Source organism: Pseudomonas sp. B6(2017) (assembly GCF_002112765.1).
Classification (GTDB): Bacteria; Pseudomonadota; Gammaproteobacteria; order Pseudomonadales; family Pseudomonadaceae; genus Aquipseudomonas; species Aquipseudomonas piscis.
On the sequence record NZ_NEIQ01000011.1, the window covers coordinates 130,841 to 155,525 of the forward strand.

31 protein-coding genes are annotated in these 24,685 nt (G+C 59.7%); 14 read left to right on the forward strand and 17 right to left on the reverse strand.

Going from position 1 to position 24,685, the window contains the following annotated elements; genetic code table 11:
* Positions 1–17: 17 nt before the first annotated feature.
* The 7 genes from CAG11_RS19785 to CAG11_RS19815 all read right to left on the reverse strand — a co-directional run bounded on the left by CAG11_RS19785 (position 18) and on the right by CAG11_RS19815 (position 5,966).
* Positions 18–698, reverse strand: a complete 681-nt coding sequence (locus CAG11_RS19785) for a C39 family peptidase (RefSeq protein WP_031319909.1) — start codon at positions 696–698, stop codon at positions 18–20.
* Between the two features lie 63 nt (positions 699–761).
* On the reverse strand, positions 762–1,730 hold the full coding sequence (locus CAG11_RS19790) for a heme utilization protein (RefSeq protein ID WP_085597551.1): 969 nt from the start codon (positions 1,728–1,730) through the stop codon (positions 762–764).
* Between the two features lie 63 nt (positions 1,731–1,793).
* Entirely contained in the window at positions 1,794–2,372 is a 579-nt protein-coding gene (locus CAG11_RS19795; RefSeq protein ID WP_085597552.1) for an adhesin, read from the reverse strand.
* Position 2,373: 1 nt separating this feature from the next.
* A complete protein-coding gene (locus CAG11_RS19800; protein WP_022638883.1) occupies positions 2,374–2,817 on the reverse strand; it encodes a hypothetical protein in 444 nt (147 codons plus the stop codon).
* Between the two features lie 311 nt (positions 2,818–3,128).
* Positions 3,129–3,653 (reverse strand): AAA family ATPase, encoded by a 525-nt coding sequence (locus CAG11_RS19805; RefSeq protein ID WP_085597553.1) that lies wholly within the window; start codon positions 3,651–3,653, stop codon positions 3,129–3,131.
* A complete protein-coding gene (gene pnuC / locus CAG11_RS19810) occupies positions 3,650–4,213 on the reverse strand; it encodes a nicotinamide riboside transporter PnuC (RefSeq protein WP_085597554.1) in 564 nt (187 codons plus the stop codon). Before pnuC ends, CAG11_RS19805 begins: the two co-directional genes overlap by 4 nt.
* 118 nt (positions 4,214–4,331) lie before the next feature.
* On the reverse strand, positions 4,332–5,966 hold the full coding sequence (locus CAG11_RS19815; RefSeq protein WP_085597667.1) for a methyl-accepting chemotaxis protein: 1,635 nt from the start codon (positions 5,964–5,966) through the stop codon (positions 4,332–4,334).
* Positions 5,967–6,250: 284 nt separating this feature from the next.
* On the opposite strand from CAG11_RS19815, the gene CAG11_RS19820 reads away from it, so the two are divergent.
* Both CAG11_RS19820 and CAG11_RS19825 read left to right on the forward strand, forming a co-directional pair.
* Positions 6,251–7,081 carry an undecaprenyl-diphosphate phosphatase gene (locus CAG11_RS19820; protein ID WP_085597555.1) on the forward strand — a complete coding sequence of 277 codons (831 nt, stop codon included), beginning with the start codon at positions 6,251–6,253 and terminating at the stop codon, positions 7,079–7,081.
* Complete coding sequence (locus tag CAG11_RS19825) at positions 7,078–7,500, forward strand: DUF1294 domain-containing protein (protein WP_085597556.1); 423 nt, start codon at positions 7,078–7,080, stop codon at positions 7,498–7,500. Before CAG11_RS19820 ends, CAG11_RS19825 begins: the two co-directional genes overlap by 4 nt.
* Here CAG11_RS19825 and CAG11_RS19830 read toward each other — a convergent pair.
* Positions 7,497–7,841, reverse strand: coding sequence for an MmcQ/YjbR family DNA-binding protein (locus CAG11_RS19830; RefSeq protein WP_085597557.1), 345 nt, complete (start codon positions 7,839–7,841; stop codon positions 7,497–7,499). The genes CAG11_RS19825 and CAG11_RS19830 overlap by 4 nt on opposite strands.
* Before the next feature lie 14 nt (positions 7,842–7,855).
* Positions 7,856–8,764: a LysR substrate-binding domain-containing protein gene (locus tag CAG11_RS19835; RefSeq protein WP_085597558.1), complete on the reverse strand. Its 909-nt coding sequence runs from the start codon at positions 8,762–8,764 to the stop codon at positions 7,856–7,858.
* 129 nt (positions 8,765–8,893) lie between these two features.
* On the opposite strand from CAG11_RS19835, the gene CAG11_RS19840 reads away from it, so the two are divergent.
* Positions 8,894–9,505, forward strand: coding sequence for an FMN-dependent NADH-azoreductase (locus CAG11_RS19840; RefSeq protein ID WP_085597559.1), 612 nt, complete (start codon positions 8,894–8,896; stop codon positions 9,503–9,505).
* A 254-nt stretch (positions 9,506–9,759) separates the two neighbouring features.
* A complete protein-coding gene (locus CAG11_RS19845; protein WP_085597560.1) occupies positions 9,760–10,791 on the forward strand; it encodes a dienelactone hydrolase in 1,032 nt (343 codons plus the stop codon).
* Between the two features lies 1 nt (position 10,792).
* On the opposite strand, the gene CAG11_RS19850 is transcribed toward CAG11_RS19845, so the two are convergent.
* Together CAG11_RS19850 and CAG11_RS19855 are read right to left on the reverse strand one after the other, a co-directional pair.
* Positions 10,793–11,980, reverse strand: a complete 1,188-nt coding sequence (locus tag CAG11_RS19850) for an MFS transporter (RefSeq protein ID WP_053130245.1) — start codon at positions 11,978–11,980, stop codon at positions 10,793–10,795.
* Positions 11,981–12,157: 177 nt separating this feature from the next.
* Entirely contained in the window at positions 12,158–13,744 is a 1,587-nt protein-coding gene (locus CAG11_RS19855; protein WP_053130242.1) for an ABC-F family ATPase, read from the reverse strand.
* Between the two features lie 771 nt (positions 13,745–14,515).
* On the opposite strand from CAG11_RS19855, the gene CAG11_RS33640 reads away from it, so the two are divergent.
* Entirely contained in the window at positions 14,516–14,656 is a 141-nt protein-coding gene (locus CAG11_RS33640; protein WP_157064358.1) for a hypothetical protein, read from the forward strand.
* 205 nt (positions 14,657–14,861) lie between these two features.
* Here CAG11_RS33640 and CAG11_RS33645 read toward each other — a convergent pair whose 3' ends face one another.
* Positions 14,862–15,005 carry a hypothetical protein gene (locus CAG11_RS33645; protein WP_158091433.1) on the reverse strand — a complete coding sequence of 48 codons (144 nt, stop codon included), beginning with the start codon at positions 15,003–15,005 and terminating at the stop codon, positions 14,862–14,864.
* A gap of 579 nt (positions 15,006–15,584) precedes the next feature.
* Between CAG11_RS33645 and CAG11_RS19870 the strand changes: the two genes are divergently transcribed.
* The 5 genes from CAG11_RS19870 to CAG11_RS19890 all read left to right on the forward strand — a co-directional run bounded on the left by CAG11_RS19870 (position 15,585) and on the right by CAG11_RS19890 (position 18,650).
* On the forward strand, positions 15,585–16,148 hold the full coding sequence (locus CAG11_RS19870) for a hypothetical protein (protein WP_085597562.1): 564 nt from the start codon (positions 15,585–15,587) through the stop codon (positions 16,146–16,148).
* The gene (locus CAG11_RS19875; protein WP_085597563.1) at positions 16,145–16,534 is read left to right on the forward strand and encodes a hypothetical protein; all 390 of its coding nucleotides are present in this window, start codon (positions 16,145–16,147) and stop codon (positions 16,532–16,534) included. Before CAG11_RS19870 ends, CAG11_RS19875 begins: the two co-directional genes overlap by 4 nt.
* Positions 16,535–16,812: 278 nt before the next feature.
* Positions 16,813–17,262, forward strand: coding sequence for a hypothetical protein (locus tag CAG11_RS19880; protein WP_085597564.1), 450 nt, complete (start codon positions 16,813–16,815; stop codon positions 17,260–17,262).
* Between the two features lie 407 nt (positions 17,263–17,669).
* Positions 17,670–18,233, forward strand: a complete 564-nt coding sequence (locus tag CAG11_RS19885) for a hypothetical protein (RefSeq protein WP_085597565.1) — start codon at positions 17,670–17,672, stop codon at positions 18,231–18,233.
* 24 nt (positions 18,234–18,257) lie between these two features.
* Positions 18,258–18,650 carry a hypothetical protein gene (locus CAG11_RS19890; RefSeq protein WP_085597566.1) on the forward strand — a complete coding sequence of 131 codons (393 nt, stop codon included), beginning with the start codon at positions 18,258–18,260 and terminating at the stop codon, positions 18,648–18,650.
* 139 nt (positions 18,651–18,789) lie between these two features.
* Here CAG11_RS19890 and CAG11_RS19895 read toward each other — a convergent pair whose 3' ends face one another.
* Complete coding sequence (locus CAG11_RS19895) at positions 18,790–19,107, reverse strand: DUF2388 domain-containing protein (protein ID WP_371857898.1); 318 nt, start codon at positions 19,105–19,107, stop codon at positions 18,790–18,792.
* Positions 19,108–19,368: 261 nt separating this feature from the next.
* On the opposite strand from CAG11_RS19895, the gene CAG11_RS33265 reads away from it, so the two are divergent.
* Together CAG11_RS33265 and CAG11_RS19900 are read left to right on the forward strand one after the other, a co-directional pair.
* Positions 19,369–19,716 (forward strand): hypothetical protein, encoded by a 348-nt coding sequence (locus CAG11_RS33265; RefSeq protein WP_143494650.1) that lies wholly within the window; start codon positions 19,369–19,371, stop codon positions 19,714–19,716.
* A gap of 60 nt (positions 19,717–19,776) precedes the next feature.
* On the forward strand, positions 19,777–20,298 hold the full coding sequence (locus CAG11_RS19900; RefSeq protein WP_022638879.1) for a DapH/DapD/GlmU-related protein: 522 nt from the start codon (positions 19,777–19,779) through the stop codon (positions 20,296–20,298).
* Between the two features lie 87 nt (positions 20,299–20,385).
* Here the strand turns inward: CAG11_RS19900 and CAG11_RS19905 are convergent, their stop codons facing one another.
* Both CAG11_RS19905 and CAG11_RS19910 read right to left on the reverse strand, forming a co-directional pair.
* Positions 20,386–21,018: a polysaccharide lyase family 7 protein gene (locus CAG11_RS19905; RefSeq protein WP_085597568.1), complete on the reverse strand. Its 633-nt coding sequence runs from the start codon at positions 21,016–21,018 to the stop codon at positions 20,386–20,388.
* Positions 21,019–21,396: 378 nt separating this feature from the next.
* Entirely contained in the window at positions 21,397–22,125 is a 729-nt protein-coding gene (locus tag CAG11_RS19910; RefSeq protein WP_085597569.1) for a helix-turn-helix transcriptional regulator, read from the reverse strand.
* 194 nt (positions 22,126–22,319) lie between these two features.
* Between CAG11_RS19910 and CAG11_RS19915 the strand changes: the two genes are divergently transcribed.
* Complete coding sequence (locus tag CAG11_RS19915; protein WP_085597570.1) at positions 22,320–22,844, forward strand: GNAT family N-acetyltransferase; 525 nt, start codon at positions 22,320–22,322, stop codon at positions 22,842–22,844.
* An 88-nt stretch (positions 22,845–22,932) separates the two neighbouring features.
* On the opposite strand, the gene CAG11_RS19920 is transcribed toward CAG11_RS19915, so the two are convergent.
* Positions 22,933–23,244, reverse strand: coding sequence for a hypothetical protein (locus CAG11_RS19920; RefSeq protein WP_085597571.1), 312 nt, complete (start codon positions 23,242–23,244; stop codon positions 22,933–22,935).
* Between the two features lie 167 nt (positions 23,245–23,411).
* Between CAG11_RS19920 and CAG11_RS19925 the strand changes: the two genes are divergently transcribed.
* A complete protein-coding gene (locus CAG11_RS19925) occupies positions 23,412–24,035 on the forward strand; it encodes a hypothetical protein (protein ID WP_085597572.1) in 624 nt (207 codons plus the stop codon).
* Between the two features lie 24 nt (positions 24,036–24,059).
* On the opposite strand, the gene CAG11_RS19930 is transcribed toward CAG11_RS19925, so the two are convergent.
* Positions 24,060–24,626, reverse strand: coding sequence for a GNAT family N-acetyltransferase (locus tag CAG11_RS19930; RefSeq protein WP_085597573.1), 567 nt, complete (start codon positions 24,624–24,626; stop codon positions 24,060–24,062).
* Positions 24,627–24,685 lie beyond the last annotated feature (59 nt).

Below are 24,685 nucleotides of genomic sequence, written 5' to 3' on the forward strand. Positions count from 1 at the left end.
TCTAGTTGTCTGGGCTTCTAGAAGAAGTCGCTCTGGATGAAACCGAAATCCATCAGCTCCGCATCTTTGACCGGGTAGAAGGCATCGAGCTTGTTTTTCGCGGTCAGTGGAGTCGGTGGGTCGAGCAAAGCGTTGGTCTTGTCATAGCCGGGGCCGATGATGGCGAAGACGATGCCATTCCAGCCCTTGACGAAATCGTCGCGGGTATAGCGCTTGTGGCCCAGGACCGGGTCACCGATGTATACCCAGTCTTTCTGGGTGCGCTGCAACACCACGAAGTGCTTGTAGCCGCGGATCTCCATCAGCACGATCACCGGAATGCTCACGGAGTCGAGCTTGTCGGCCGGGATCCGATAACCGCGGGCGCGCATGCCGATGCTTTCGGCGTAGCGCTTCATATCGAGCATCGAGAAACCCTGGGTCTGGACCAGTTGCTGGTCCGAGGTCGTCAGCATGCCCTTGATCACATGCTCTTCGTCGACATCCAGCCAGTAGGCCTGGCGCAGGATGGTGGCCAGGGAGGCGGCACCGCAGCTGAAATCGGTCTTCTGCTCGACGAGGTCGGCGAACTTGCGTTCGCGTACGCTCTGTACCTTCTTGAAGAGCAAGCCACCATCGGGGAGCCCGGCAAAGGCCATCTGTGCAGCATGTACCGGGCCACAAAGGCTGAGCGCCAGAATGAGGATTGCAGTACGCATGATCGTTTCGCCTGGTGAGACTGTGGAAAAGCCCCGTTTCCGGGGCTTTCGTTACGATCGCGACTACATGCAGGCTTTGCAGCCAGCGGCGATGGACAGCGAGTTGCTTTGTTGGTTGCCCACGCCGGCCGAGACGTTGGCACCGCCGTTGCCGGAGAAGCCGTTCATCGAGTTGGTCATGCTGGCGTTGTTGACCACAGGAGCTTTCCAGCCGTCTTTGGTCAGCACTTGTTGGGTCCAGTAGCCGGCCAGCTCGATGGAGCCTTGCTCCTTGAAGGTGAATTTCTGATCGTCGTTGCCGTGGCCTTTGTTGCCATGGCCATGATCGTCGTCGCCTTCGATCTTGCCGGTGCCGGTGCCTTTGTAGCTGCCGGACGCTACGAAGCCACCACTGAGAGTGTCTTTCTTGTAGGCCTGGACGCCTTTGTTTTCCACGACCAGGTTGGTCGAGGACTGGTTGGCCGAAGTGGCGGCGGTGGCTACACGGCCGCCGGATACGGCGATTGCCAGGTTGTTTTTCTGTTGGTTGAAGTCGCCGGCGGTGACGTTCATGCCCAGGTTGCCCGAGCCGTTGTTGCCGGAGTTGTTGAGCACGGCATTGTTTTGGGTGGAAGAGTTCTTCACATAGTTGTTGTTGTTCAGCTGGGTGGCGCTGGAGACGGCCACAGCGCTACCGAAGATGAAGCGCTCATCGGCGGTGGCCAAAGCGGCGGCATTGTCTTGTTGGTTGCCATCGCCGGCGGCGACGTTGGCGCCCATGTTGCCGTTGGAGCCGTTGAGCGAACCCTCGATCTTGGCGTTGTTGTTGGTGCCCTGGTTTTTCACCACGTTGGTGTTGCTGTCTTGCACATCGATGACTGCGGCACCGGCCCCGGCGGTGATTTGCAGCAGAGTGTTGAGATCCGGACCTTGGTTGTGGTGGCCATTGCCATGACCATGGTGACCGTTGTTGTTCCCACCTGCCTGGGCAGCCATTGCCATGACGGCGGCCAGTGCGAAAACCAGTGGTTTGAGAGCCATTGTTGGTTTCATGGTGTTTCTCCGGTGCTTATTAGTTGGTTAAGTGTTGGTACTTTCCAATCGCACTACGAAGGGTCAGTCTGCGACCCGGATGCTCAGGGTGTTAGCCATCTGGTTCCCCACCCCGGCACTCTGGTTCACCTGGACGACTCCCCGGCTGCCGGTGAAGGCCTGGTCGCTGGTAACGACCTGGCGGCTGCCTTGATGGGTATCAGGTGCTCCTGAGTTTGGTAACAGCGCGACGTTCTGCTGCGAGAGCGCGCTGTCGTCCATGCCCTGCGGATTGGCGCTGATGCTGATCCGCAGGGCATTGGCCATCTGGTTGTTGGCGCCGGACGACTGGTTCACGCCCAGTGCGCCGTTGCCGTTGCTGAAGGAGTTGCCGCCGATGGTGCTGCTGGCGTTGACCGAGCGGTCGGCGGGTGTCGTGATCTTCTGGGTCACGCCGGTGCTGGCACTGGCATTGGTACCGATGGCGATGGCCCGCACGTTGGCCTGTTGTTGCTGGTCGCCAGCGGCCTGGTTGATGTTCAGGTTGCCTTTGTAGGCTGCACCGGAGTTGCCGATGATGGCGGTGTCCTGGACCTGGCTGCCGCTGTCGGCCATGGCCGAGGTGCAGCCCAGCAGGGCCAGCAGTATCAGTGAAAGCTTCATCTCACCGGCCTCCGATGTTGTTCAACGGCGCCATGGCAGCGCCCATGGATCGGTTGATCGAATTGGAGATCGAAGCCCCGGAGCCACCGCCATGGCCCGCGCTCATGCCAGGCAGGCCGTTGGGGTTGGTGACGATGTTCATGCCGGACACCCCGTTGCCATTGGGCATCACCGCACCGCGCACCAGTGCGCCGCTGCTGATACCGGCAAAGTCGTTGTCGCTGATTTCGCCATTGGTCATGCCGGTGACGACCCCAGAAGGGTTGGCATTGACGGTGGTGGGGTTGTTGTCCAGGTTGCGGGCGCGGCCGATCGGCGTTGCGTACATCTGGCGCTCGAGGATGATTTCGCCATTGCCTGCCGCCATGGCGGGAAGGTTGGGCACCGCGCTGATGGCGCAACCGATCAGCAACAGGCGGGTGAAACTTTTATGCAGAGTCCCCACGGCGGCATTCCTTCTTCTCAGTGCTGGCCCTAGTCAGCGTTGAGAGGGAGAGAGCAGGAGCCGTGCCGCTTTTTATTTGTTTCGCATAATCAATGATTTGAAGATTCGGCCCGCAGCTGGCGCGCGCAGCTGTTTCAAGTCTGAGACAGGACAGGGGCAGGGCCATTGGCCATAACCGGGCCAATGCTCTGGAATGCGGGTTGCCAAGAGGGTGTATCGCGGGCTTAACAGTTTTGCCTGCAAGCGGTAGCGCCCCCGGAAAATGGCGCTTCAATCAATGCGCGAGTGTTTCAGAAATGGACACGGCCAGCTCAGGCCAGCAATTGTTGCCGGACCAGCTCGAAGGCCTGGTGGTGGCGCATCGACCAATCGCCGCCGATGATCCTGTAGGTTTGCTGGTGTTGCTCCAGCCAGTGCTGCGTGGCCTGGAAGAACGCCTGGCGCTCTTCTAGTTCCGGTTGGCAGCGCAGGCCGTCGGCGCTCCATGGAACCTGTTCTGGCGACAAGAGCAGATGCAGGTCGTAGTGCCGGGCCAGCAGCTGTTCTTCGAGCCAGGGCGGGCAATCGTCGAACAGTGCTCGGCTCCAGAGGATGTTGCTCAACAGGTGGGTATCGAGGATCAGCAATTCGGGTTGTTGTGCTCGTGCCTGGTCTTCCCAGGCCAGTTGGCCGCGGGCGATCCGGGGAATGTCCGCCAGGCAGGTATCACGGCGCTCCTGCTCCATGAAATGGCGCACGTATTCCCCGACTAGCAGGCCGCCGAAATGGGTTTGCAGCTCGGCCGCCAGCCAACTCTTGCCGCTGGATTCCGGGCCGGTCAGAACCAGTACCTTCATGGCTGTAGCGCCGGGTCGGCGCGCCAGGTCCGCCAGCCCTGGATGGCCAGCAAGGTGAACAGGGCATATAGCGCGGCTGTGAGGTACAGCTGCTTGTAGATGAACAGGCCGACGAAGATCACGTCCACGGCGATCCACAGCGGCCAGCACTGCACGCGTTTCTGTGCCATCCACCATTGCGCCACCAGGCTGAAGGCGGTCAGGGCCGCGTCCAGCCAGGGCTGTGCGGCGTCGGTCCAATGGGCCATGGCCGCCCCTAGCACCAGGCTGCCGATCGCGCCCAGGGCCAGGCCCTGGAGCAGGGCAGGGAACTGTAGCAGGCTGACCGGGCGTCCCTGGTGCTGGTCGCCGCCGCGGGTCCATTGCCACCAGCCATAGAGCTGCAATACGGCGTAGACCACCTGCAGCAGCATGTCGGAATAGAGCTTGACCTCGAAGAAGATCCAGCTGTAGAGCAGCACCATCACCAGGCCGATGGGCCAGCACCAGGGGTTCTGCCTGACTGTCAGCCAGACGGCGATGACGCCGAGCGCAGCGGCAAACAGTTCAAGCCCGGACATGGTGGTTCCTTGGGAAGTGGAAGAGGGGGCGGATTGTACCCAGACTGGCCAGTGGCGTCAGGTGTTGGCCGAATCCACCGGCGGCATGCGCAGCGGCGGATTCGGGTTGCCTGGCGCATCAGACGCGGAACTGTCGCAAGAGGCCGTTGAGCTGTTCGGAGAGCTCCCTGAGATGTCGGCTGGCGGCGCTGGAGTGCTGGGCCGCCAAGGCCGTTCCCTGGGCCAGGCCGGCGGCCTGGCCGACGTTATGGTTGATGTCTTCGACCACATGGGCCTGTTGCAGCGTAGCGCTGGCGATCGAGGCGTTCAGCTCGTTGAGCGTGTGCAGGACCTGGCCGATGGCATTGAGGCTCGAGCCCGCGAGGCCGGCTTGTTCGATGGTCGCCTGGGAGGCCCGGCTGCTATCGCCGATGACCCGAACCGCGGCCTCGGAGTGGCTCTGCAGGCGCTCGATCATGTCCTGGATTTGCGCAGTGGACTGCTGGGTGCGCTGGGCCAGCAGGCGCACCTCGTCGGCCACCACGGCGAAACCGCGGCCTTGTTCGCCGGCGCGGGCGGCCTCGATGGCGGCGTTCAACGCCAGGAGGTTGGTCTGTTCGGCGATGGAGCGAATCACCTCCAGCACCGTGCCGATCTGGGTACTCTCGGCCGCCAAGGTGCGGATCACCTCCACCGCCTGGTCGATGGTCCCTGACAATTGGTCGATCTGTTGCAGGCTACTGTCGATGTTCACCTGGCCCTGCTGGGCCTGGACCTCGGCTTCACGGACCCCCTCGGCGGCATGCTCGGCACTACGCGCCACATCCTGGACGCCGGTGGTCACCTGGCTGATGGCGGCCGCCACCTGTTCCATCTGCTGCGATTGCTGCTGGCTGCGTTCCTGGGCTTGCGAGGCATTGCTGCCCAGTTCGCTGGAAGCTTGTTCCAGGGCGGCGGCGCTGGACTGCAACTGGGTCACCACGCCACGCAACTTGGCGGTGAAACCATTGAAATGCCGGGCCAGTTCGGTCACTTCGTCCTGGCCATGGGTGTCGAGGCTGCGGGTCAGGTCGCTCTCGCCGCTGGCGATATTGGCCATGGCATGCACGGTCTCTCGCAAGGGGCTGACGATGCTGCGCACGATCAGCACCACCAGGGCACCCATCAGCAGGGCGATCACCAGGCCCACGTAGGACGCCCGCAGCACCTGGGCCTGGAACTCCTGTTGCAGGTCATCGATGTACACCCCCGAGCCGATGATCCAGCCCCAGGGCTGGAACAGCTGGATGTAGGAAGTCTTCTGTACCGGTTCCTGGGCCCCGGGCTTGGGCCAGCGGTAGTCGACCATGCCGGCGCCCTTGGCCTTGGCCAGGGTCACCATCTCGTTGAACACCTCGAAGCCATCCGGATCCTTGATCGAGGCCAGGTTCTGCCCGTCGAGCTTGGGATTGGCCGGGTGCATGATCATCACGGGCGTCAGGTCGTTGATCCAGAAGTAGTCGTTCTGGTTGTAGCGCAACCCGCGAATCGTCTGCAGCGCCTGCTGTTGCGCCTGTTGGCGAGTCAGGCTGCCAGCGGCTTCCAGACCCTGGTAGTAATCGAGTACGCCAGCGGCAGTCTGCACCACATGCTGGGTTTTCTGCGCCTTGGCCTGATACAGGTCGCCATGAATCTGCTGGAGCATCATCACCCCCAAGGCCACCAGGGTCAGTAGCGCCACGATCAGGATCAGCCACAGGCGCTGACTGATTGACATCTTTCGCAAGCTTTTCATCATCCGGTCACTCCAGGTTCTTGTTCTTGTCATGAACGACTAAGAGCATCCAAGCACGCCTGTCCGGGAGCGCCTACCCTACGGAAGTCCAATAACACCGCGACGCTTTTTGCGCCTGTCTGCTAGGATTTCGGCGTCTTCGCGCAAAACCTGAACAATTCTGGTTTTTTCACATAATTTTCATGGGCTTGTGTTGATCTTTGACATGCCGGGTTCCCGGCCAATTTCGATGCAGTGAACATTTATAAAGAGGCATGCCACGAGCATCGCTTCATGGGGGATCGATGGACCTTTGGACTGCCTTTCAGGCATTGCTACTCGGGATTGTGGAGGGCTTGACCGAATTCCTGCCCATCAGCAGCACGGGACACCAGATCATCGTGGCCGACTTGCTCGACTTTGGCGGCGAGCGCGCGATGGCTTTCAATATCATCATCCAGTTGGGGGCGATCCTGGCGGTTGTCTGGGAGTTCCGGGGCAAGATCCTGGATGTGGTGATTGGCCTGCCGACCCAACCCAAGGCTCGGCGCTTCACCGCCAACCTGCTGATCGCCTTCCTGCCGGCGGTGGTGCTGGGGGTGATTTTCGCCGACCTGATCCACGCCTACCTGTTCAACCCCGTCACAGTGGCCACGGCCCTGGTGGTTGGCGGCATCATCATGCTGTGGGCCGAGCGCCGCGAGCATCAGGTGCATGCCAACAACGTCGATGAGATCACCTGGAAGGATGCCCTCAAGGTGGGATTCACCCAGTGCCTGGCGATGATCCCGGGAACTTCGCGGTCCGGCTCGACCATCATCGGCGGCTTGCTGTTCGGGCTGTCGCGCAAGACCGCCACCGAGTTCTCGTTCTTTTTGGCCATGCCGACCATGGTCGGGGCCGCGGTGTACTCCGGCTACAAATACCGGCATCTGTTCCAGCCCGATGATTTGCCGGTGTTCGCCATCGGTTTCGTTACCGCCTTCATCTTCGCCATGATCGCGGTCAAGGGCCTGTTGAAGTTCATCGCCAACCACAGCTATGACGCCTTCGCCTGGTACCGCATCGCTTTCGGCTTGTTGATCCTGGCGACCTGGCAGTTCGGCTGGATCGACTGGGCGGCGGCCAAGGCGTGAGGGCTTCTCGATCCGAGCAACGCCAGGGCAGCCCCGGGCGGATCCAGCATCCCCGAGCCAAGCTGCTGGCGTTCATCCTATTGTGCGCCTTGCCGTTGTATGGGGCGCTATCGCTGTGGTGGCGCGACGGCTCGGTCATTGCACTGGCAGCCTATGGTGCGGTCAGCCTGCTGACGTTCCTGGCGTATTGGCATGACAAGCGCCAGGCCCGGGAGCAGGGCCAGCGCACGCCGGAGAACATCCTGCATGCCCTGGAGCTGGCCGGTGGCTGGCCTGGGGCGCTGCTGGCCCAGCAGTTGCTGCGGCACAAGACCCGCAAGCTGTCCTACCAGGCGCTGTTCTGGCTGATCGTCGCCTTGCACCAGGTGTTCTGGATCGACCGGTTGTTCTTGCAGGGCGGCTGGTCGAGGCTGCTCTAGAGCAACAGCCCGACCTGGGTCCGCTTGGGCAACTTGGCCACCACTAGCTGGTGGGAACGTTGCAGCAACTGCTGCAGTTCGGCTGCGGCCAGGGGGTAGGGGGCCTGCATGATGATCCAGTGGGCCCGGGCCAGGTACGGCGCCGGCGCTATGCCTGGGCGATCCACATGGCCCAGGAACAGCTCCGGGTCGACCTTGAAGGCCAGTGAGTCGCCCCGCAGGTTCTGCATGGCGAACATCTTGCTGCCGGCAACGGAGAACACCCGCACGCCGCCCCACTTGTAGTCTTCCCGCGCACCTGGCAGGTCCAGGCAGAAACTCGCCACTTGCTCTTCGGTCATTCGGGTGTTGGCTTTCACAGCGATCGTTCTCCGCATTCTTCGAAGGCTTCATGCAGGTGCTCGATCCAGGCCCGGACGGCCGGCAGCACACCGCGTCGGTGAGGATAGACCGCTTGCAGCCAGCCACCAGGCAGCGACCACTGCGGTAGCAACTGCACCAGTTGACCGCTGGCCAGTTCTTCCTCGCAATACAGCATCGGCAGCACGGTGCAGCCCAGACCGGCCAAGGCGCAGGCCCGGCGTACGATGAAGTCGTCGATGCCCAGCCGCGCTTCCAGGGCCAGTTCGCAGGTATTGCCTTGCTGGTCCAGCAGGCGCAGGTGCACCAGGCGATCGGCTTCCAGGGCGCCGAGGATCGGCAGGCGACGCAGGTCCTCGGGTTGCTCCACCGCGTGTTCGCGCAGGAACGCGGGCGAGGCCACCATCGTCGTCTGCGCCGGACGCAGGCGACGGGTCACCAGCAAGGGGTCCTCATCACCTTGTTCCCGCACTCGCAGGGCCACATCGATGCCTTCGTTGACCAGGTCGACGCGTCGATTGACCAGCAACATCTCCAATTGCACCTGGGGGTACTTTTGCAGGAAGCCGCTCACCAGGGGCGTCAGCAGTTCATGGGCCAGCCCCACGGGGCTCGAGACCCGCAACCGCCCCCGGGGCTCGCTGGCCATGCTGGCCACGGCTTCATCGGCCATCTCCGCCTCCAGCAACATCGCCTGGCAATGCCGCAGGTAGCGCTCGCCCACCGTGGTCAGCTTCAGTTGCCGGGTGGTGCGCTGCAGCAGGCGCGCGCTCAGGCGCTCCTCCAGTTCGGCGATCCGCCGCGACAGACGTGACTTGGGAATGCCCAGGAGGCGGCCGGCCGCGGTGAAACCGCCGGCCTCCACCACCTTGGCGAAATAGTAGAGATCGTTGAGGTCTTGCACTGGATTGGCCTTATTGTCCTGCTGGTGGGACTAACTATCGCATTTATGCTGACTAATCATCCATTGGTTTCATGGGTAGGATTGCCAACATTCGATCGCCAAGCGGCGGTCCTCACTTGGAGAATCCAGATGAAACTGTTGCATATCGATTCCAGCATTCTTGGCGACAACTCGGCTTCCCGTCAGCTCAGCCACAGCGTGGTAGAGGCCTGGAAGGCCGCCGAGCCGCAAGCGGTGGTGACTTACCGTGACCTGGCCGCCGATGCCATCAGCCACTTCTCCGCCGCCACCCTGGTGGCCGCCGGCACCGTCGCCGAACTGCGTGATGCGGCCCAGGAGCACGAAGCCCGGCTCAGTGCCCAGACACTGGAAGAGTTCCTGGCTGCCGACACGCTGGTGGTTGCGGCGCCCATGTACAACTTCACCATCCCCAGCCAGCTCAAGGCCTGGTTCGACCGCATCGCCATATCCGGCAAGACCTTCCGTTACACCGAGGCCGGCCCGCAAGGCTTGTGCGGCGACAAGAAGGTGATCGTGGTGTCTACCTCCGGCGGCCTGCATGTCGGCATGCCTACCGGTGTCGGGCACGAGGACTACCTGAAGGTGATGTTCGGTTTCATGGGCATTACCGATATCGAGTTCGTCCGTGCCCATGGCCTGGGTTATGGCGAAGAGGTGCGCAGCAAGGCCATGGCCGACGCCCAGGCGCATATTCGCGGGTCGCTCTTCGCTGCCGCGTAAGGCTTGTGTAAAGACGCTTTCACGCACCGGCAGGGCCACTAGACTCTGTGTTCTGGTCATCGTTTCAGATGATCAGGGTACGGAGTTTTTTTATTGGTTTTTCCAGGTTTTCTGGCTCGGGTTATGCAGGTTGAGGAGAGCTTCTTCTTTAGCGCGCGGTTCCGATTCCAGGACGAATCCCCTCCAGAGCCTTGGCGGCAAGGGATGGCACGGGCAACCGGCATTCTCGATCCTGCGACTAAGGTGGGTGTGTGATGAGTGGTCGTTGTGCAATGTTACTGATCTGCCTGTTCAGCGGCATGGTTTCGGTGCAGGCGGCACCCCATCCGCATTGGAGCGTCGGCTTTCATGAGCTGAGCTTTCTCGATCCGCTGGACCAGCAGCCAATGCGTGCCATCGCTTTTTACCCGTCCACTGGTATCGAGCACTCCAGCCAGTTGGAGGGGTACCGGATCGGTGCCTCTCGCGATGCCAAGATCGCCATCGGCCGCTTCCCGATGCTGATGCTATCCCATGGCAACACCGGAACTCCCCTGGCCTTGCACGATCTGGCCACATCCCTGGCGCGCAAGGGATTCGTGGTGGTGGCGGTGATTCATCCGGGAGACAACTCCAGGGACCACAGCCGGCTGGGTACCCTGAGCAATCTCTATGGCCGGCCGATCCAGATTTCCGAGGCCATCACCGCGACCCTGGCCGATCCGATGCTGGCCCCATTCGTCAATGCCGAGCAGGTAGGGGTGATCGGCTATTCGGCCGGCGGCGAGACGGCGCTGATCCTGTCCGGCGCCACTCCAGACCTGGATCGCCTGCGGCGTTATTGCCAGGAGCGTCCGGATGACCGGGATGCCTGCAATACCCAGGGTGAGCTGATCGTCGATCGCGACGACCTGCAGCCGGTAGCCGATCCCCGGGTTCATGCCTTGCTGTTGATGGCGCCGTTGAGCCTCAAGTTCGGTCGCCAGACCTTGTCCGGGGTGCATGTGCCGGTGCTGCTGTACAGCGGCGACGGCGATCAACTGGTTGCCCTGGACAAGAACGCCGCGGCCCTGGCGCGCAAACTGCCGGTGGCGCCGGACTTCAAGTTGCTGGCCGGGGCCGGGCACTTCGTGTTCATGGCGCCATGCACTGCCGAGCAACAGGCGGCCATGCCGTTGCTGTGCACCGACGCCGACGGCGTGGATCGGGTCGATATCCACCGCAACTTGATTTCCGAGGCGGGCAGGTTCTTCGCCCAGACCTTGGGCAAGCCGACCCGGGCTGGCATGCAGACTGCCGACCAGTGATTCAGGCCGCAGCGCGGTGCTTGAGCAGCAGGGTCAGGCCCAGGCCGGTGACGGACAGCAGGGCGGCGCAGAAAAAGATCCATGCATAGCCAAGGTTCAGCGCCACCGCGCCCATCAAGGGCCCGGCGACCGCCAGCGCGAGGTCGAAGAACACCGCATAGGCGCTCAAGCCGGCACCCCGGCTGCTGTTGGGCACCTGCTTGATGGCTTCCACTCCCAGGGCCGGATACACCAGCGACAGGCCGAAACCGGTAAGGCCGGCCCCCACCAGTGCCCAGGCGGGCGAGGGAGCAAGCCAGAGCAGGCCGAGCCCTAAGGTTTCGACGCTCATGCAGGCGATTGCCGAACGAAAGCCGCCAAAGCGACTGATGCTGGAAATGAACAACAGGCGCGAGCAGATGAAACAGACGCCGAACACCGTCAGGCAGTAGGCCGCGCCATCCCAGCCCAGGCTCAGGTAGAACAGGGTGATGAAGGTGGTCAGGGTGCCATAGCCGATAGAGGCCAGGCTCAGGCTCACGCCGAAGGGCGCGATTCGCCCGAACACCGCCCAGAAGGGCAGGCGCTCACCCCGCACCACCGGTACCGATGGTTTGCTGCGGATCAACAACAAGGCCAGCAAGGCCAGGGCTGAAAGCGCCACGCCCAGGCTGGCGAAACCGTATTGCTGGACCATCACCACTCCCAGCGGCGCGCCAATGGCGATGGCACCGTAGGAAGCGATGCCGTTCCAGGAGATCGACCGCGCGGTATGTTCCGCGCCGACCTGGCCCATGCACCAGCTGATGGTGCCGACCCCGATCAGGCCCTGGGCCACCCCCAGCAGCAGGCGGCCGCCCAATAGCACCGCCAGGCTTAGCCAGGGCAGTTCTTGCAGCCATACTGAAACCAGGGTCAACACGCCGCTCAGCAAGATGCCCAGCAAACCGTAGACGATCGAGCGCTTGGTGCCGACAGTATCGGACATGCGTCCGGCCATGGGGCGGCTGAGCAGGGTAGCCAGGTACTGGGAGCCGATGGTCAGGCCGGCGATCACGGCACTGAATCCCAACTGTTCGTGGACATAACCTGGCAGTACGGCAATCGGCAGGCCGATGCAGAGAAAGGCGATGAAGGTATAGAAAACGATGGAAACGATCTGCTGGGTGATCGCCATGGAGCTTTGCGCGGATGTCTGGGGCTCGGGCATGAAGGCTCGTTCGCGGGCGGCGGTTAGAGGGCCGCATCATCGCGTGCCGCGAAATTAAAAGAAAGCAGGCTAACTATTTATTCCCATCCGGTCCTTTCAAGAGGGCAATGCGGAGAACCAAAAAGCCCCGTCACGCTGGACGGGGCCTTGTCTTGCTACTTACCGGTTGCCGCTGTTTTAGAACAGCAGGCCCTGGCTACGCAGGTAGTCGTCGTAGGTGCCGCTGAAGTCGGTCACGCCGTTCGGGCTCAGCTCGATGATGCGAGTGGCCAGGGACGATACGAACTCGCGGTCGTGGCTGACGAAGATCAGTGTGCCCGGGTAGTTTTCCAGCGCCAGGTTCAGCGCTTCGATGGATTCCATGTCCAGGTGGTTGGTCGGTTCGTCCATCAGCAGCACGTTGGGCTTCTGGCAGGCCAGCTTGCCGAACAGCATGCGGCCCTGTTCACCACCGGAAAGCACCTTGACCGACTTCTGGATTTCGTCGGAAGAGAACAGCATGCGACCCAGGGCGGCCCGGATGTTCTGTTCGCCGCTGGTCCACTGGCCCATCCATTCGAACAGGGTTTCGTCGGCCTCGAAATCGTGGGCGTGGTCCTGGGCGTAGTAGCCAGTCTCGGCGCTGTCGGTCCACTTCACGTTGCCCGAATCCGGGGCGAGCTCACCGACCAGAGTACGCAGCAGGGTGGTCTTGCCGATGCCGTTGGGGCCGATGATGGCCACGCGCTCGCCGGCTTCCACGGTGAAGCTGAAGTCCTTGAACAACTGCTTGTCTTCGAAGCCCTTGGATACCTTCTCCAGGGTCACCGCCTGACGGTGCAGCTTCTTGTTCTGGTCGAAGCGGATGAACGGGCTGACCCGGCTCGACGGCTTGACTTCCTCCAGCTGGATCTTATCGATCTGCTTGGCGCGGCTGGTGGCCTGCTTGGCCTTGGAGGCGTTGGCCGAGAAGCGGCTGACGAAGGTCTGCAGCTCGGCGATCTGCGCCTTCTTCTTGGCGTTGTCGGACAGCAGGCGCTCGCGAGCCTGGGTCGAGGCGGTCATGTACTCGTCGTAGTTGCCCGGGAACAGGCGCAGCTCGCCGTAGTCCAGGTCGGCCATGTGGGTGCACACGCTGTTCAGGAAGTGCCGGTCGTGGGAAATGATGATCATGGTGCTGTTACGCGCCGTGAGGATGTTTTCCAGCCAGCGGATGGTGTTGATGTCCAGGTGGTTGGTCGGTTCGTCCAGCAGCAGGACTTCCGGATCCGAGAACAGCGCCTGGGCCAGCAATACCCGGAGCTTCCAACCTGGAGCCACTTCGGTCATGGGGCCGAAATGCTGTTCCAGGGGGATGCCCAGGCCCAGCAGCAGTTCGCCGGCGCGGGACTCGGCGGTGTAGCCGTCCATCTCGGCGAACTCGGTTTCCAGCTCGGCCACGGCCATGCCGTCTTCTTCGGTCATTTCCGGCAGCGAGTAGATGCGATCGCGCTCGGCCTTGACCCGCCACAACTCCTCGTGGCCCATGATCACGGTGTCGATCACGGTGAATTCTTCATAGGCGAACTGATCCTGGCGCAGCTTGCCCAGGCGTACGTTCGGCTCGAGCATGACCTGGCCACTGGAGGGCTCCAGGTCGCCGCCGAGGATTTTCATGAAGGTCGACTTGCCGCAACCGTTGGCGCCGATCAGGCCGTAGCGATTGCCGTTGTTGAACTTGACCGAGACGTTCTCGAACAGCGGCTTGGCGCCGAACTGCATGGTGATATTGGCTGTAGAAATCAAGTGCTTGTCCTGCGGGGGTTCCAGAGGTGTATTTAGGCCATTTCGTCGGTCTTGGGCCAAATTTGGGCCAATTAGACTTGCGGCGGCAGCTTCTCCAGCTCCCTCCAGTCCGAGGAGGAGCTGATCCATTTCGCGTAGGTAGAGAGCAACATCTCGACGCTGTGGCCGAGCTGGTTCGCGATGAACGCTTCGGTTCATCCCAGCCATCAGGCACATTGTTGCGTAGGTGTGGCGGGTGTCGTACTGCCGGCGTTCACGGATGTCCAGCGCCTTTAGCGCTGATTTGAAGTCGCGGATTGTAACACTTGGCTCCCTGATCCACAGCCCTCCTTTGTTCTGCTGGAACACGAAAGGGCTTTGCGGATGGGTTGACTTGGAGATCAAGCGCGAAGAGTCGCCATTGGCCGGGCTTGGTTGATGGCATTCATCGCGCGGTCGTTGAGTGGTACCGCCCGGTGGTGCCTGGTCTTCGTTCGCTCCTCTGGCGTTCGGTTCATGATGATCCGGTGAAAGCTCAGCGTGTCCTCGGGGAGGTGCCAGTTGGGATGGTGAGTTGCCGATCGCCCGTCCAGTCGATCGCAATGGCTCTTCCCGCGGAGCACCAGGCTCCTGGCGGAACCCAGGGGGTATCAGGGTGATTAAGGCATACATTGCGTGCTGTTCCCGAGCCGGGATGATCACCGTTCTTTCTTCAGGCATGACTTCACCTCGACAGCTATATTTCTCTGCGTTTGACCAAATTGGATTGATTCTTAAAACAAGGAGCGTGTTATGAAACTCGCAATCAATCTGCCCTTGCTATTCATTGGAAGTGTGGTGTTTGGCATGGGCTTGGCCGATGGCGGCAACTGGATGTTGTTTCCAGGTTGTATCTTTCTTGCTGGCGCCTTGATCCTTGGGAAGCGGCATTGAGGTGTTTTATTGTTTCAGGCGTGACTTGTCCTTGGCCGCTACTGCGTCGGGTTTGAGTGGAAAAGAGGTAGAAGAGGTACTGTGGGGAAGGGTTTTGCAGTCGCTGCCAAGGGAAATCAAGGGGGCGATTGAAGAGGGCATGCTTCGACAAGAATCCACCCTGGAACTACTGTGATTGAAAGCGGCGAGGGTGGCCTCATCATGTTCAATCAATATCCAAATCAAAGCTTGGGCGATGGCTGTTGTTTTTAGGCGGGTTATTGATACTCGGCGTAGCGATCGTCGCTCTTGTTAGTACTGATTGGATAAAATTTTTACTGATTGCTGTGCTTTCGAGCATCTTTTTCATACCCGCGTTTATCTTTAGCGAAAAGTCTTTTTACCGCTTTGCAAAAACGTGGGACAGGTTCAGCCTCCTGACCCCCATCATTCGATTTTTCATCGGCTGAGTTGGATCAGAGTTCGGTTTTTGAAGATGGAGTACAAATGTGCTCCTGTGCGTGGATTGCCCTTGCGGATCTAGCTCGGGTGCAGTTAGCGCTCCTCTGGCATGGACTTGAAATCTTCCAACGATTCGCTGTCCGTCATTTCCTCCCAGCAGAATGCCTCGTGCGATCTAACTACGGTCACCAGTTCGATCACTGACTCTGAGCACGCTCGGCGCAGGCCGGCAGACTGGACTAGACCGTATCAGTTCAAAGCTGGGCTGGTTTCGGCTAGTCTCGAGAGAAATTCAACAACGTATACGGACTTAGCTGATCACTACATTACGAACTGTTTTAACGCAGCATAATCCTCTCATAGCTTCCTTTCGTAAAAAGCCCAAGTGCTACAGGCGTTTGGCTATTAGTACAAGCGTACTAATCGACCTTGGCCAATTCCGACTCGTGTAGTTCCCGCTGGATTACATAAATCGGGAAGGACCTCCATGGGTTACAGACATCCACTTCTCTGCCGATGGGTGGCTGTCTTGGCCATGGCCGGCAGCACCTCGGCCATGGCCGAACATGTCTCGGGCGACTACTGGATCATCTACGGCAAAGGGGAACGCCTGCATAACGAGGTGTATGTCGCTGATGCTGCCGGCATCGTGCAAAAGCCTGGTGGAGTGCAGTCGGCACAGGTCATGCAGTTGTTCGAAGACCCGGCCTTTCCGACCCTCGTTGCCTATGAAGTGCAGGTCAAATGCAAACAGCGCCAGATCCGCTTGGACAGCGCCCGGGCGATACGTCGTTTCGACGGTGCCGTGAAGTATGTGAAGACCAATATCCACGGCTGGGTCGCACCGAAGGACGATTGGTTACAGCGCACCTTTGCCTTTGTCTGTGCTCCCGACAACCGCGCGCGCAATCAGATGCTGCCAATTGGCAAGATGCCGGCGGTGAAGATGGTCGCTACCGTCCAGGCCATGTTTATCCAATTGATCGGCGTCCAGGCCAACAGTCAGGCGGTGCAAGAGCTGGACGATATGCTGGGTAGCAACGCCCGATGAGCACACGCTTTCTGTTATGTCTCGGCCTGCTGTTGCCGACCCTGGCCGGCTGCATCCCGACGCTGCCGGAGTTGCTCGCCAGCCGTGAATGGCAGGGGCGCGATGCCAAGCAGGCCATCGACTTCTTCGGCCCCCCCTTGCGCATGGAACCGTTGCCTGGTGGAGGCGGGGTGCAGTTGGGCTGGTATCGCGACACCACCTATGTGCGCCAGGAGGTGGTCGGCAGCAGCGCGCAGATGCAAGGCAATGTGATGGTCCAGACCAACTACTGGGACGATGTGTCTCACCCGGGTGGTTGCACGATCCTGATGACGGTGGACAAGGCGCGGCATATCAGTGACTTCTCCACCAAGGGCCGTTGCAACGGCGTGAACCTGGCGCCGTAGCCGGCCAGGAGAACAGCCAGTGAAGTTACTGGTGAGCTTGCCCTGCGACTGCACCGACATAGGTCAAGTGCAGACGCTACGGCGCCAGCCTCTGGTCTGCACCCGGCAATATCGTGGGCATGAGCACCCTCGTCGACTTCTACAGTTCAGGTACTGGGATGCCAAGAGGCCTTGTGCTGGGCTTTTTACTTCTGGCGTCTGGCTTAGACTGTTCAGGTGCATTGAGGGGCCATGTTGTCTTAGAGTGGCTCTTTCCCGCCCTTCAAAGGAATGATTACATGGTGAGCAACAACGCCATCTGCTGTCCGCAATGCCAAGGCCAAAACGTCCAGCTTCTGTCCGTCATCCATGCTGCCGGCACCTCTCACATACAAGCGACCCATCAAGCGCAATCCCAATCCGGATTCGGACCCAGCGTGACCGTCGAAACTACAGGTCGGCATCAGACCGACTTGGCTGCCAGCGTCGGTCCACCCCCGGGTAAGCGCCTGCTTGGCCCCGTGATCCTTACAGGAGTTGGCGCCATTATCTTGTATGACGGTCTCAAACTCATGAACACTTTCTGGGGAGTGGATTGGACGAGGTTCTTCATGGGCCTGATATTGATCACGGTCGGCGTGATCGGCTTCGTCCGTCACTGGAAATTCAACGTCGCGCAGTACGACAAATTGGAAGAATGGCGTCGTACCTGGATGTGTCATGCCTGTGGCACTCGATTCCAGCCATAAACGGCGCAAGTGGGCACCTGCGGGTGCCTTTCTTTTTTGTCTTTCTCAACCAGTCCCCGTCAACTCACTGTTAAAGCATATTTTGCGTTTGCAGTGATTTATTTTCTGTACGTTCGCCGTATTCGCTGGAACTCATTCAAATGCGGCGCCTAAAGAGTGATACCCAGGCACTTTATCGCCACAAGTGCGGGCAACATCAACGCGCGCATGTTGGGCTTATTTACAGAGAATCGGTGGATCGACACGTTAGCGAAAAGCCAAGTAGCGATAGTTGCACGGGCTTGTTCCGGGGGTATTTGCAGTATCTGTTTTCGTATAGATAGGACGGATGTGCTAGATAGCCCTTTGCCTTATATTCAGGATGTGAAGCTACTGCCTTCAAAGATAACGGCGAAGGACAGGCCTCCATGATCGCTTTCACAAGGCAACTCTTACCTGCCGTATTACTGTGCAATGCCCTCGCTGCTCAGGCGAGCGATGTACAGATGGGGGACTTTTGGGTAGTTCACTACCAGGGAGGCCTGGGCAAGCATCAGGTGTTTATCGCCGACGGTGACCCCAATAACATCTTCAGTCGCCCGGGTGGCGCGAAATCATTGGGTGTCTATCAACTTTACGAAGAGCCTGGCAAGCCCACTTTTACCGCTTGGGATGTGGAAATCGATTGCGCAAAGAACCGTGTGCGCACCACTGGGGCACAAGATTTCCGCAGCGTATTCAATGAGCTTCGCAACGCAAAGTATTCCGACCAATGGCAGAGCAAGCCTGACACCTGGCTGGCGCAAAGCCGTGACTTCGTATGCAAGCCGGCTGAACGCCAAGCCAAGAAGATGGAGCGCCTGGGTGTAATGCCGGCATCGCAAATGAGCAAGGCAGGGCCACAACTATTCCAGATATTGAACCGCGAGACCGCCAAGGCGGCCATCATGCAGCAGATAGATGAAGGATTCGCACAGATGTCTGCCAAGTAAAGCGGCCTCCAGGGAGAAGACCTTATGAACCGATTGCTCATCTTGGGCCTGTTGGCCATCTTGCTCAGTGGCTGTGCATCACTGGCGGCCAGCAGTGCCTGGAAAGATCGCCCGGTGGGCGAGTTGATCGACTTCTTCGGTGTGCCAAGACGGATTATGGTGGTGCCGGAGGAAGATTTGGTAGTGCTCAGATATGTACGCGACAGTAGTTATGTCACGCGTGAAGCCGCGGGTACTTATACGGGGCCGCAGAATGGGCAACTTGTACATGCAGAGTACTGGGAAGACGTGCAGCACTCAGGAAGTTGTGAGATCGATGTGTTCGTCAATAGAGCTCGACTGGTGCAAAAGGTGCGGACGAAAGGGCGCTGTGCCGCTGTCGAGATGGCACCGCAGAGTCGGTCGGTATCAGGCTAGCGAGTGAGGCACTGGAGGGGAGAGGCTGGCCGCCTCACTTTCGCTGCTACTTGGAACACCGTCCCTGCAGGCTATCTTTATTTTCTTCCAATCACAGCCTATGAATGCTTCGGAGGGGATGTTCCTGGAAGGGCGACCCTCAGAGCGAAGTTGCCATTGCCCTGGCTAGTTGCTCATCAGTCATGTGGGGCTGGTCGTAGGCCGAGTGCAAATATCGAACTGCTTGCTCAAATTGAGCCCCGCGGATCTCGCCATCTGAACCAATGAGCGTTAGTGCGTCGGCTTTTGCCGCTTTGATGTTCGCAGGCCCATAGACCGTCAATGCAGTAGTTCCGCTAATGATCAGCAGGGGAGCAATTGTGGTGATGAACATCGCTTTTTCGAGCGGATCATTGTTTTCGTGTGCTGTCACTGAAGCGCTGATGGATGCCAGTAAAATCATGACCAATGTTTTCATTGAATCCATTCCTAACTGCTTCCTGCTGCCAGGTTGAGGATCGTTACGAGTACTGCGATCCATCTACTGACTTCAGCCCCATCAGTTCCAGGTATTCGATCAAGTAGGCGCTCTGCTTCTGCCTTGTTTTTTCAGCATCAGTTGGATGGCAAACCATCATCGTGGCAGGCCCCAGGCACACTAGATTCGCCAGATTTTACGGCATAATCCTACTCGATTGGTGTCGAAGTGATATTATTCGGCGCCTTACGGAGTTGAGGGATGCGAGTAGGCATTTTGGCAACCGGGTTTATTTTGTGGGCAGGGCGTTCAAACAAGACTCCCCACGATATCTACCACGCCAGTCAGTCAGAAGCATTTACTACGTCCAAACCAGCGCAGGTTTATGCCGCCTGTGTAAGCGATGCCTGGAGAGGCAAGCTGACACAGCTCAAGCGTCCGCTCGGTGACGGATATCGGGTTTCTATCGGCCTGGTTAACGAGCCCTTCGGCCAAGTGGGTGCAAGGCCGTTGAATGGTGAAACCGCTATCTGCTACTACGAGACGTTGTTTTTGCTAAGTTTTGAAGCCAGCGAAAAACAGAGAAAGGCTGAAGTGGACTGTCGATAACCTACGGCATCGACTAGTTCGCCTGTTGTGAGCCCATCATCACCCCATTGGATTGATCACTTGCTTCTATTCATCGCAAAACTCAAGCGCACCTTGTCTGCGCGCCAGTTCATTCGTTTGCTTGATACCCATGACCTTGGCAAGAAACAGTCGAATCGCCTCATGGCCAAGACTGGCATTCGCACAGAAGGCCGGGTGGTAATTCGTCCCCCGTTCTATTTTGAGCGTGGCAATCTGGAACTAGGTGAGGGGGCTTTCATCAATAGCGGTTGCGTATTCCTAGACGAGGCTCCCATTCGCATCGGGCGCTATGCCATGCTGGGACCGCAGGTACGCTTGTGTACCACCAGCCACGATGTGCACCCGGATCGACGCAAGAGCAACGATTACAGTGCGCCGATCACGGTGGGCGACAATGTCTGGTTAGGTGCGGGGACAGTGGTTCTGCCAGGTATCAGCATTGGCCACAACAGTGTTGTGGCGGCTAACAGCGTCGTAACCCAGGATGTTGTGCCTAACGCGCTTTATGCCGGTTCTCCGGCGAAGTTCAAGAGGTGGCTTGTCGTCCCGGATGCAGTTTGAATTGGGATGCTATTTTCCGTAGGACGCACCCCTGAAGCGGCAGCCAGCTATCTGTCACCCAGGTAACTGGCGTTATGGCTGTGGCCGTCAGGCGTGCAGCGCGCCGTTGTATACGTCGAAGGACTCGTAAACCACCCAACCGCCTTCGGTTGCCGGCCCTTCGTTGTCGATCACATAGGAGCCCGCCTTGAAGTAGAAGGGGTACCTGTCCCAGGACTTGCCGACTGGCATGTTGGCGCTGAGGGTATCAAGAGCAATGCTCAGTTCGCCCAGGGCATCGACCTCAACGCTGTAGTCGAATGCCTGGCCTAGCGCGACGGGCTTTTTCAACACAGTCTTGGCCAGGCCTCCCGGTGTGCTACGGGTCTCGATCCGCACGACGCCGTTCCACCAGATCACCATCAGGAACGGATTGGGGGCGTTGAGGGCATGGATCTGCCCGACGATGACCTTGCCACTGGATGGAGCGGCTTCCACGCGGACTCGGCCGCTCATGGCGTGCCTGGCACTGCCGCGTGGCCAGTTGAACGAGACAGGGGAGTCAGGGAGAGTCTGGCGACTCTCGGTGCGCGGCGTCTTGGAGGTTCCCGAGGTGCCGCCCTGGACCGAACACCAATAATTGGTGTGGCCGTTCTGGTCGATCCACAAAAGGTCCTGCGGCGGACGCTCTGGATAGAGGTAGAGGGTGCCGTGGGCGATGATGCTGCCGAAGTTGTTCATGCTGTTCCTTATGGTCCTTGGATATGAAGCTCGCAGTTCCTTGCAGGTGCTGCGCTGATGTCGAGCAAGGCATTGGCCAGAAATCCGCGAGCTTTGCCGGTCTTCGTTCAATGCTTTGTCTCTCGCTCCCTCGAGATGGCCAGGCCGATCCCGGCTAGCCGCTGACGATCCGAAGTGGCACGCCTTGTTAAAGAGCGACGCAGCCTTCGCTGCTGGGCCGACGGGGAGTCGACATGGATGAAATATAGGTAAACCTGTATTTATTGTAAATGGGTATTCCTATATTTTGTGGTGCAAAGAAACCCGCCTATGGCGGGTTCACAAGAAGCTGGGGGATGGCGTTGGTCAAGGCCTGGAGGGATTGCAGAACAGCAGGTATCAGCGCGAGTACATCGCCCACCAGAACACATGGCCCAGGATCGAGATTCGCTGTTCCTGGATCTCGGTGAAGCCATAGTCTTCATCAGGGTGTTCTTCCCGGTTGAAGCTACGCAGGCGCAAACCACCAGGCAGGCGGTAGAGTTGTTTTACTCGCAACTGGCCGTTGTGATCGAGGGCATACATCTCGCCGTCCACCACATCCTTCAGCGCACATCTGCCGCTGTTAACGCCCACCGTGGCGCCATCCCGCAATACCGGGATCATGCTGTTCCCACTCACCGATACGCATCGTGCATCGCCGAGTTGCACGCCGTTCTGGCGCAGATCCTTCTTGAAGAAGCGCAGGTGGGCGGTGGTGCTGGTCTCGATGACGAAACGCCCAGAACCGGCAGCCAGTTCCACCTCATGCAGGAACGGGACGTACATCTCATTGTCACCAAGGGGAGTGTCCTCGTCCCAGGTCTCGATAGCGTCCAGTTCGATCTTCGGTGCCTGCGTTGCGGGACTCTGCCGGTCGGCAACCAGCATCTGGCCATCCCCTTCGGCCAGCCACAGGGCGGATACGCCACAGGCAGAGGCGATCTGCGCCACGAAGGCGGTGGCCTTGGATTTTCCTCGCTCCAGATCGGAGATCGAGGTCTGGGTGATACCCGCCCGTACAGCCAGTTCGGTCTGGTTGAGCTGGGCATGGCGGCGGGCGGTCTTGAGGCGGTCTTTGAGTTCCATGGCGGCAGTATTACGGGGTATCCCATAATGTGGCAAATCGGTTTTCCTATAATTCGATGGACGGCCTCCCATGGGCGGAGGCGGGGAGTTAGCGTAGCGCGTCCGGTTATCCGGATCGCCAGAAGGGTCAGGATGCTAGAGTCCTTGCCAAACCGCTTGACTGCTGGCCTTGCGAACAGGGGAAGAACTTTTATATGACGAACAAGGCTTCACGGTTGGTTTACCGACTACCACGTCCCGATGACGCGCAGCGGCTTTTCAGTATCTATGGCGACCCACGCACCAACCTGTTCAACCCTGCGGGACCAATGGCCGATTTCGCTCAAGCACAGGCGCTGCTAGGCCGCTGGATCGAACATTGGGCACGGCACCAGTACGGTACCTGGGCGATCGCCAGCAGTTGCGCGCCTGAGCGCATCCTGGGATTTGGCGGGATTGCCACGCACCATTACCTGGCCGAACAGCGTATCAACCTGGGTTATCGCTTCGCGGTCGAAGCCTGGGGCAGGGGCTATGCCACCCAGTTGGGGCGCGATGCGCTGGAGCATGCGTTCAAGCAACTGGGCCTGCCGGAAGTCCATGGGCTGGTCAGGCCCGACCATGGAGCGTCGATCCGGGTGCTGGAGAAGATTGGCATGCAGCTCTGCGGTGAACTGGATGATGTGCCGGGCCAGCCCCCAAGCCTGGTATTCAAGGTGCAGCGCATTGCTCCGGCTTGATCCCGCGAAGAGCCAGGTGAGAGGCCCTGCGCCTCGCTGCATCAACTGCCGAGATTGGACGATCGGCGGTGCACAGCCGGGCTTTTCGTCAGGAATGGAACTGCTCGAAAGCTTCAGCCTCGATCTCGCCGTTTCCTGAAATGAGGTTGCCGCCTTCTTCTCGCAGTTGGTAGTCATGCTGTTCGCCGCCAATGGCCGCGGCCCCATCGAGGCCCAGCAGCAGGCTGTAGAACACATCGGTCAGCGCCGTATCCATGGCCTCCCACAGCTGTTGCGATTGTCCTTCGCTTAGTTCCAGGGCCCTGAACTGTTGGGCGGCGGTTCCTGCCCCATGGCGGAGCTCCTCCTGGACCAGGCGTTTCTCGGCTTTCCAAAGTGCCACGAATTCTTGTGCATCCATGTGCTCATTCCGCTTTGTGGTTCGCCGCGAAGTATGCCAGTTCTCTTCAGCGTGTTCGGGATGGGTGCTAATAGCCATCAAAGCGCCATTATTTTTCTCGGCGACTACAGTTCCCCAGGGCATCTTGGGTATGCTGCGCGCCCGTTTTCGCCGCTCATGGAGAGCTCATGTTCGCTCGCAATGCCTTCGCCTTGATCCTGATGTCTGCCTGCCTGCTGGTTTCAGGTTGCGCTGTTCCCCCGGCCTCCGTGACTACCGAGCCTGTGTCGCTCGAGCCTCTGGGCCAACCCTTGCCCCAGAACGCTGCCCGGAGTGCCTTGATCGAGCGGATCATCACTAATGACGCGGTCGTCGTATCCGCGGGCAAGCCGGTACTGGCAGCCGACATCAACAACGACGCACGTATCGCCGCACTGAGGAAAGCGGATTCGGCGCGGCTGCCTGAGGCCTACTGGGCACTCTACAAACAGAACCTGGAAGCCATGCAATACGACCTCAACCATCAACATGACGCGGCCCGGGACCAGTATGTTGCGGCTTACCGCGACGAATTGAACCGTGTCGACGACGGTGTGCTGCAAAAGCTCGCCAGCGGGTCGCAAGCCCTGGACGACAAGAGCCGGCGCCAGTGGGGCGCGCGCATGGCGCAAAGGACTTCGCAGTACATGATCAAGAGCGATGAGTCCTTTCGCGCGGCCACCAAGGCGCACCTGGACCGCATGGCGCTGATGGATCGCCAGTACGATGTCTGCTCGCGCAAGGCCGATTGCTGGGATGCGCCCGCCAAGTAGTGAGCCTGGACTCCTGCAGCGTCCTCAGTCGGGGAGCGATGGCGAGCTGTGCCGTTGGAGCATCAGCCATTCCTGCCTGCTGATGTGGCTGATGTGTTCGTCCCGGTAGTCGTTCATGAACGGGTTGAATTTGCCGCTTTCGCTGTGGTGGTGCTTGAAGCCGCACTTGGCCTGGGCCCGGAACGATTGTTCGTTCCCGGCAAAGTAGCCGCACCACAAGGCGCCAAGATCCAGATCGACGAAGGCGTGGCGCATCAGTTCCCTGACCGCTTCCGGAATCAGTCCCAGGCCCCAGAACGGCACGCCGATCCAGTAGGCGATTTCCGCCTCGTTCCCGGCGATCTCGAAATGACTGTCCTGGCCAATGAGCAATCCCACCAGGCCGATGGCCACATCGTCCTGCTTGCACGTTACTGCGTAGACTTCCGGGCGCGAAAACAGCGTTTGGATGATTTCCAAACTCTGCGCTTCGCTTTCATGCACTGGCCAGCCGGCGATCGGGCCCACTCGCGGGTCGCTGGCGTACCGGTAGAGGCTGGACGCGTCGCTGGGTCGCCAGGGCCGCAGGACAAGGCGTTGGGTGTTCAACATGACGTGTTTTCCTGATGTTTGTGGAGCAAAATAACCAGCGCAATTGTGGAAAACCGCCA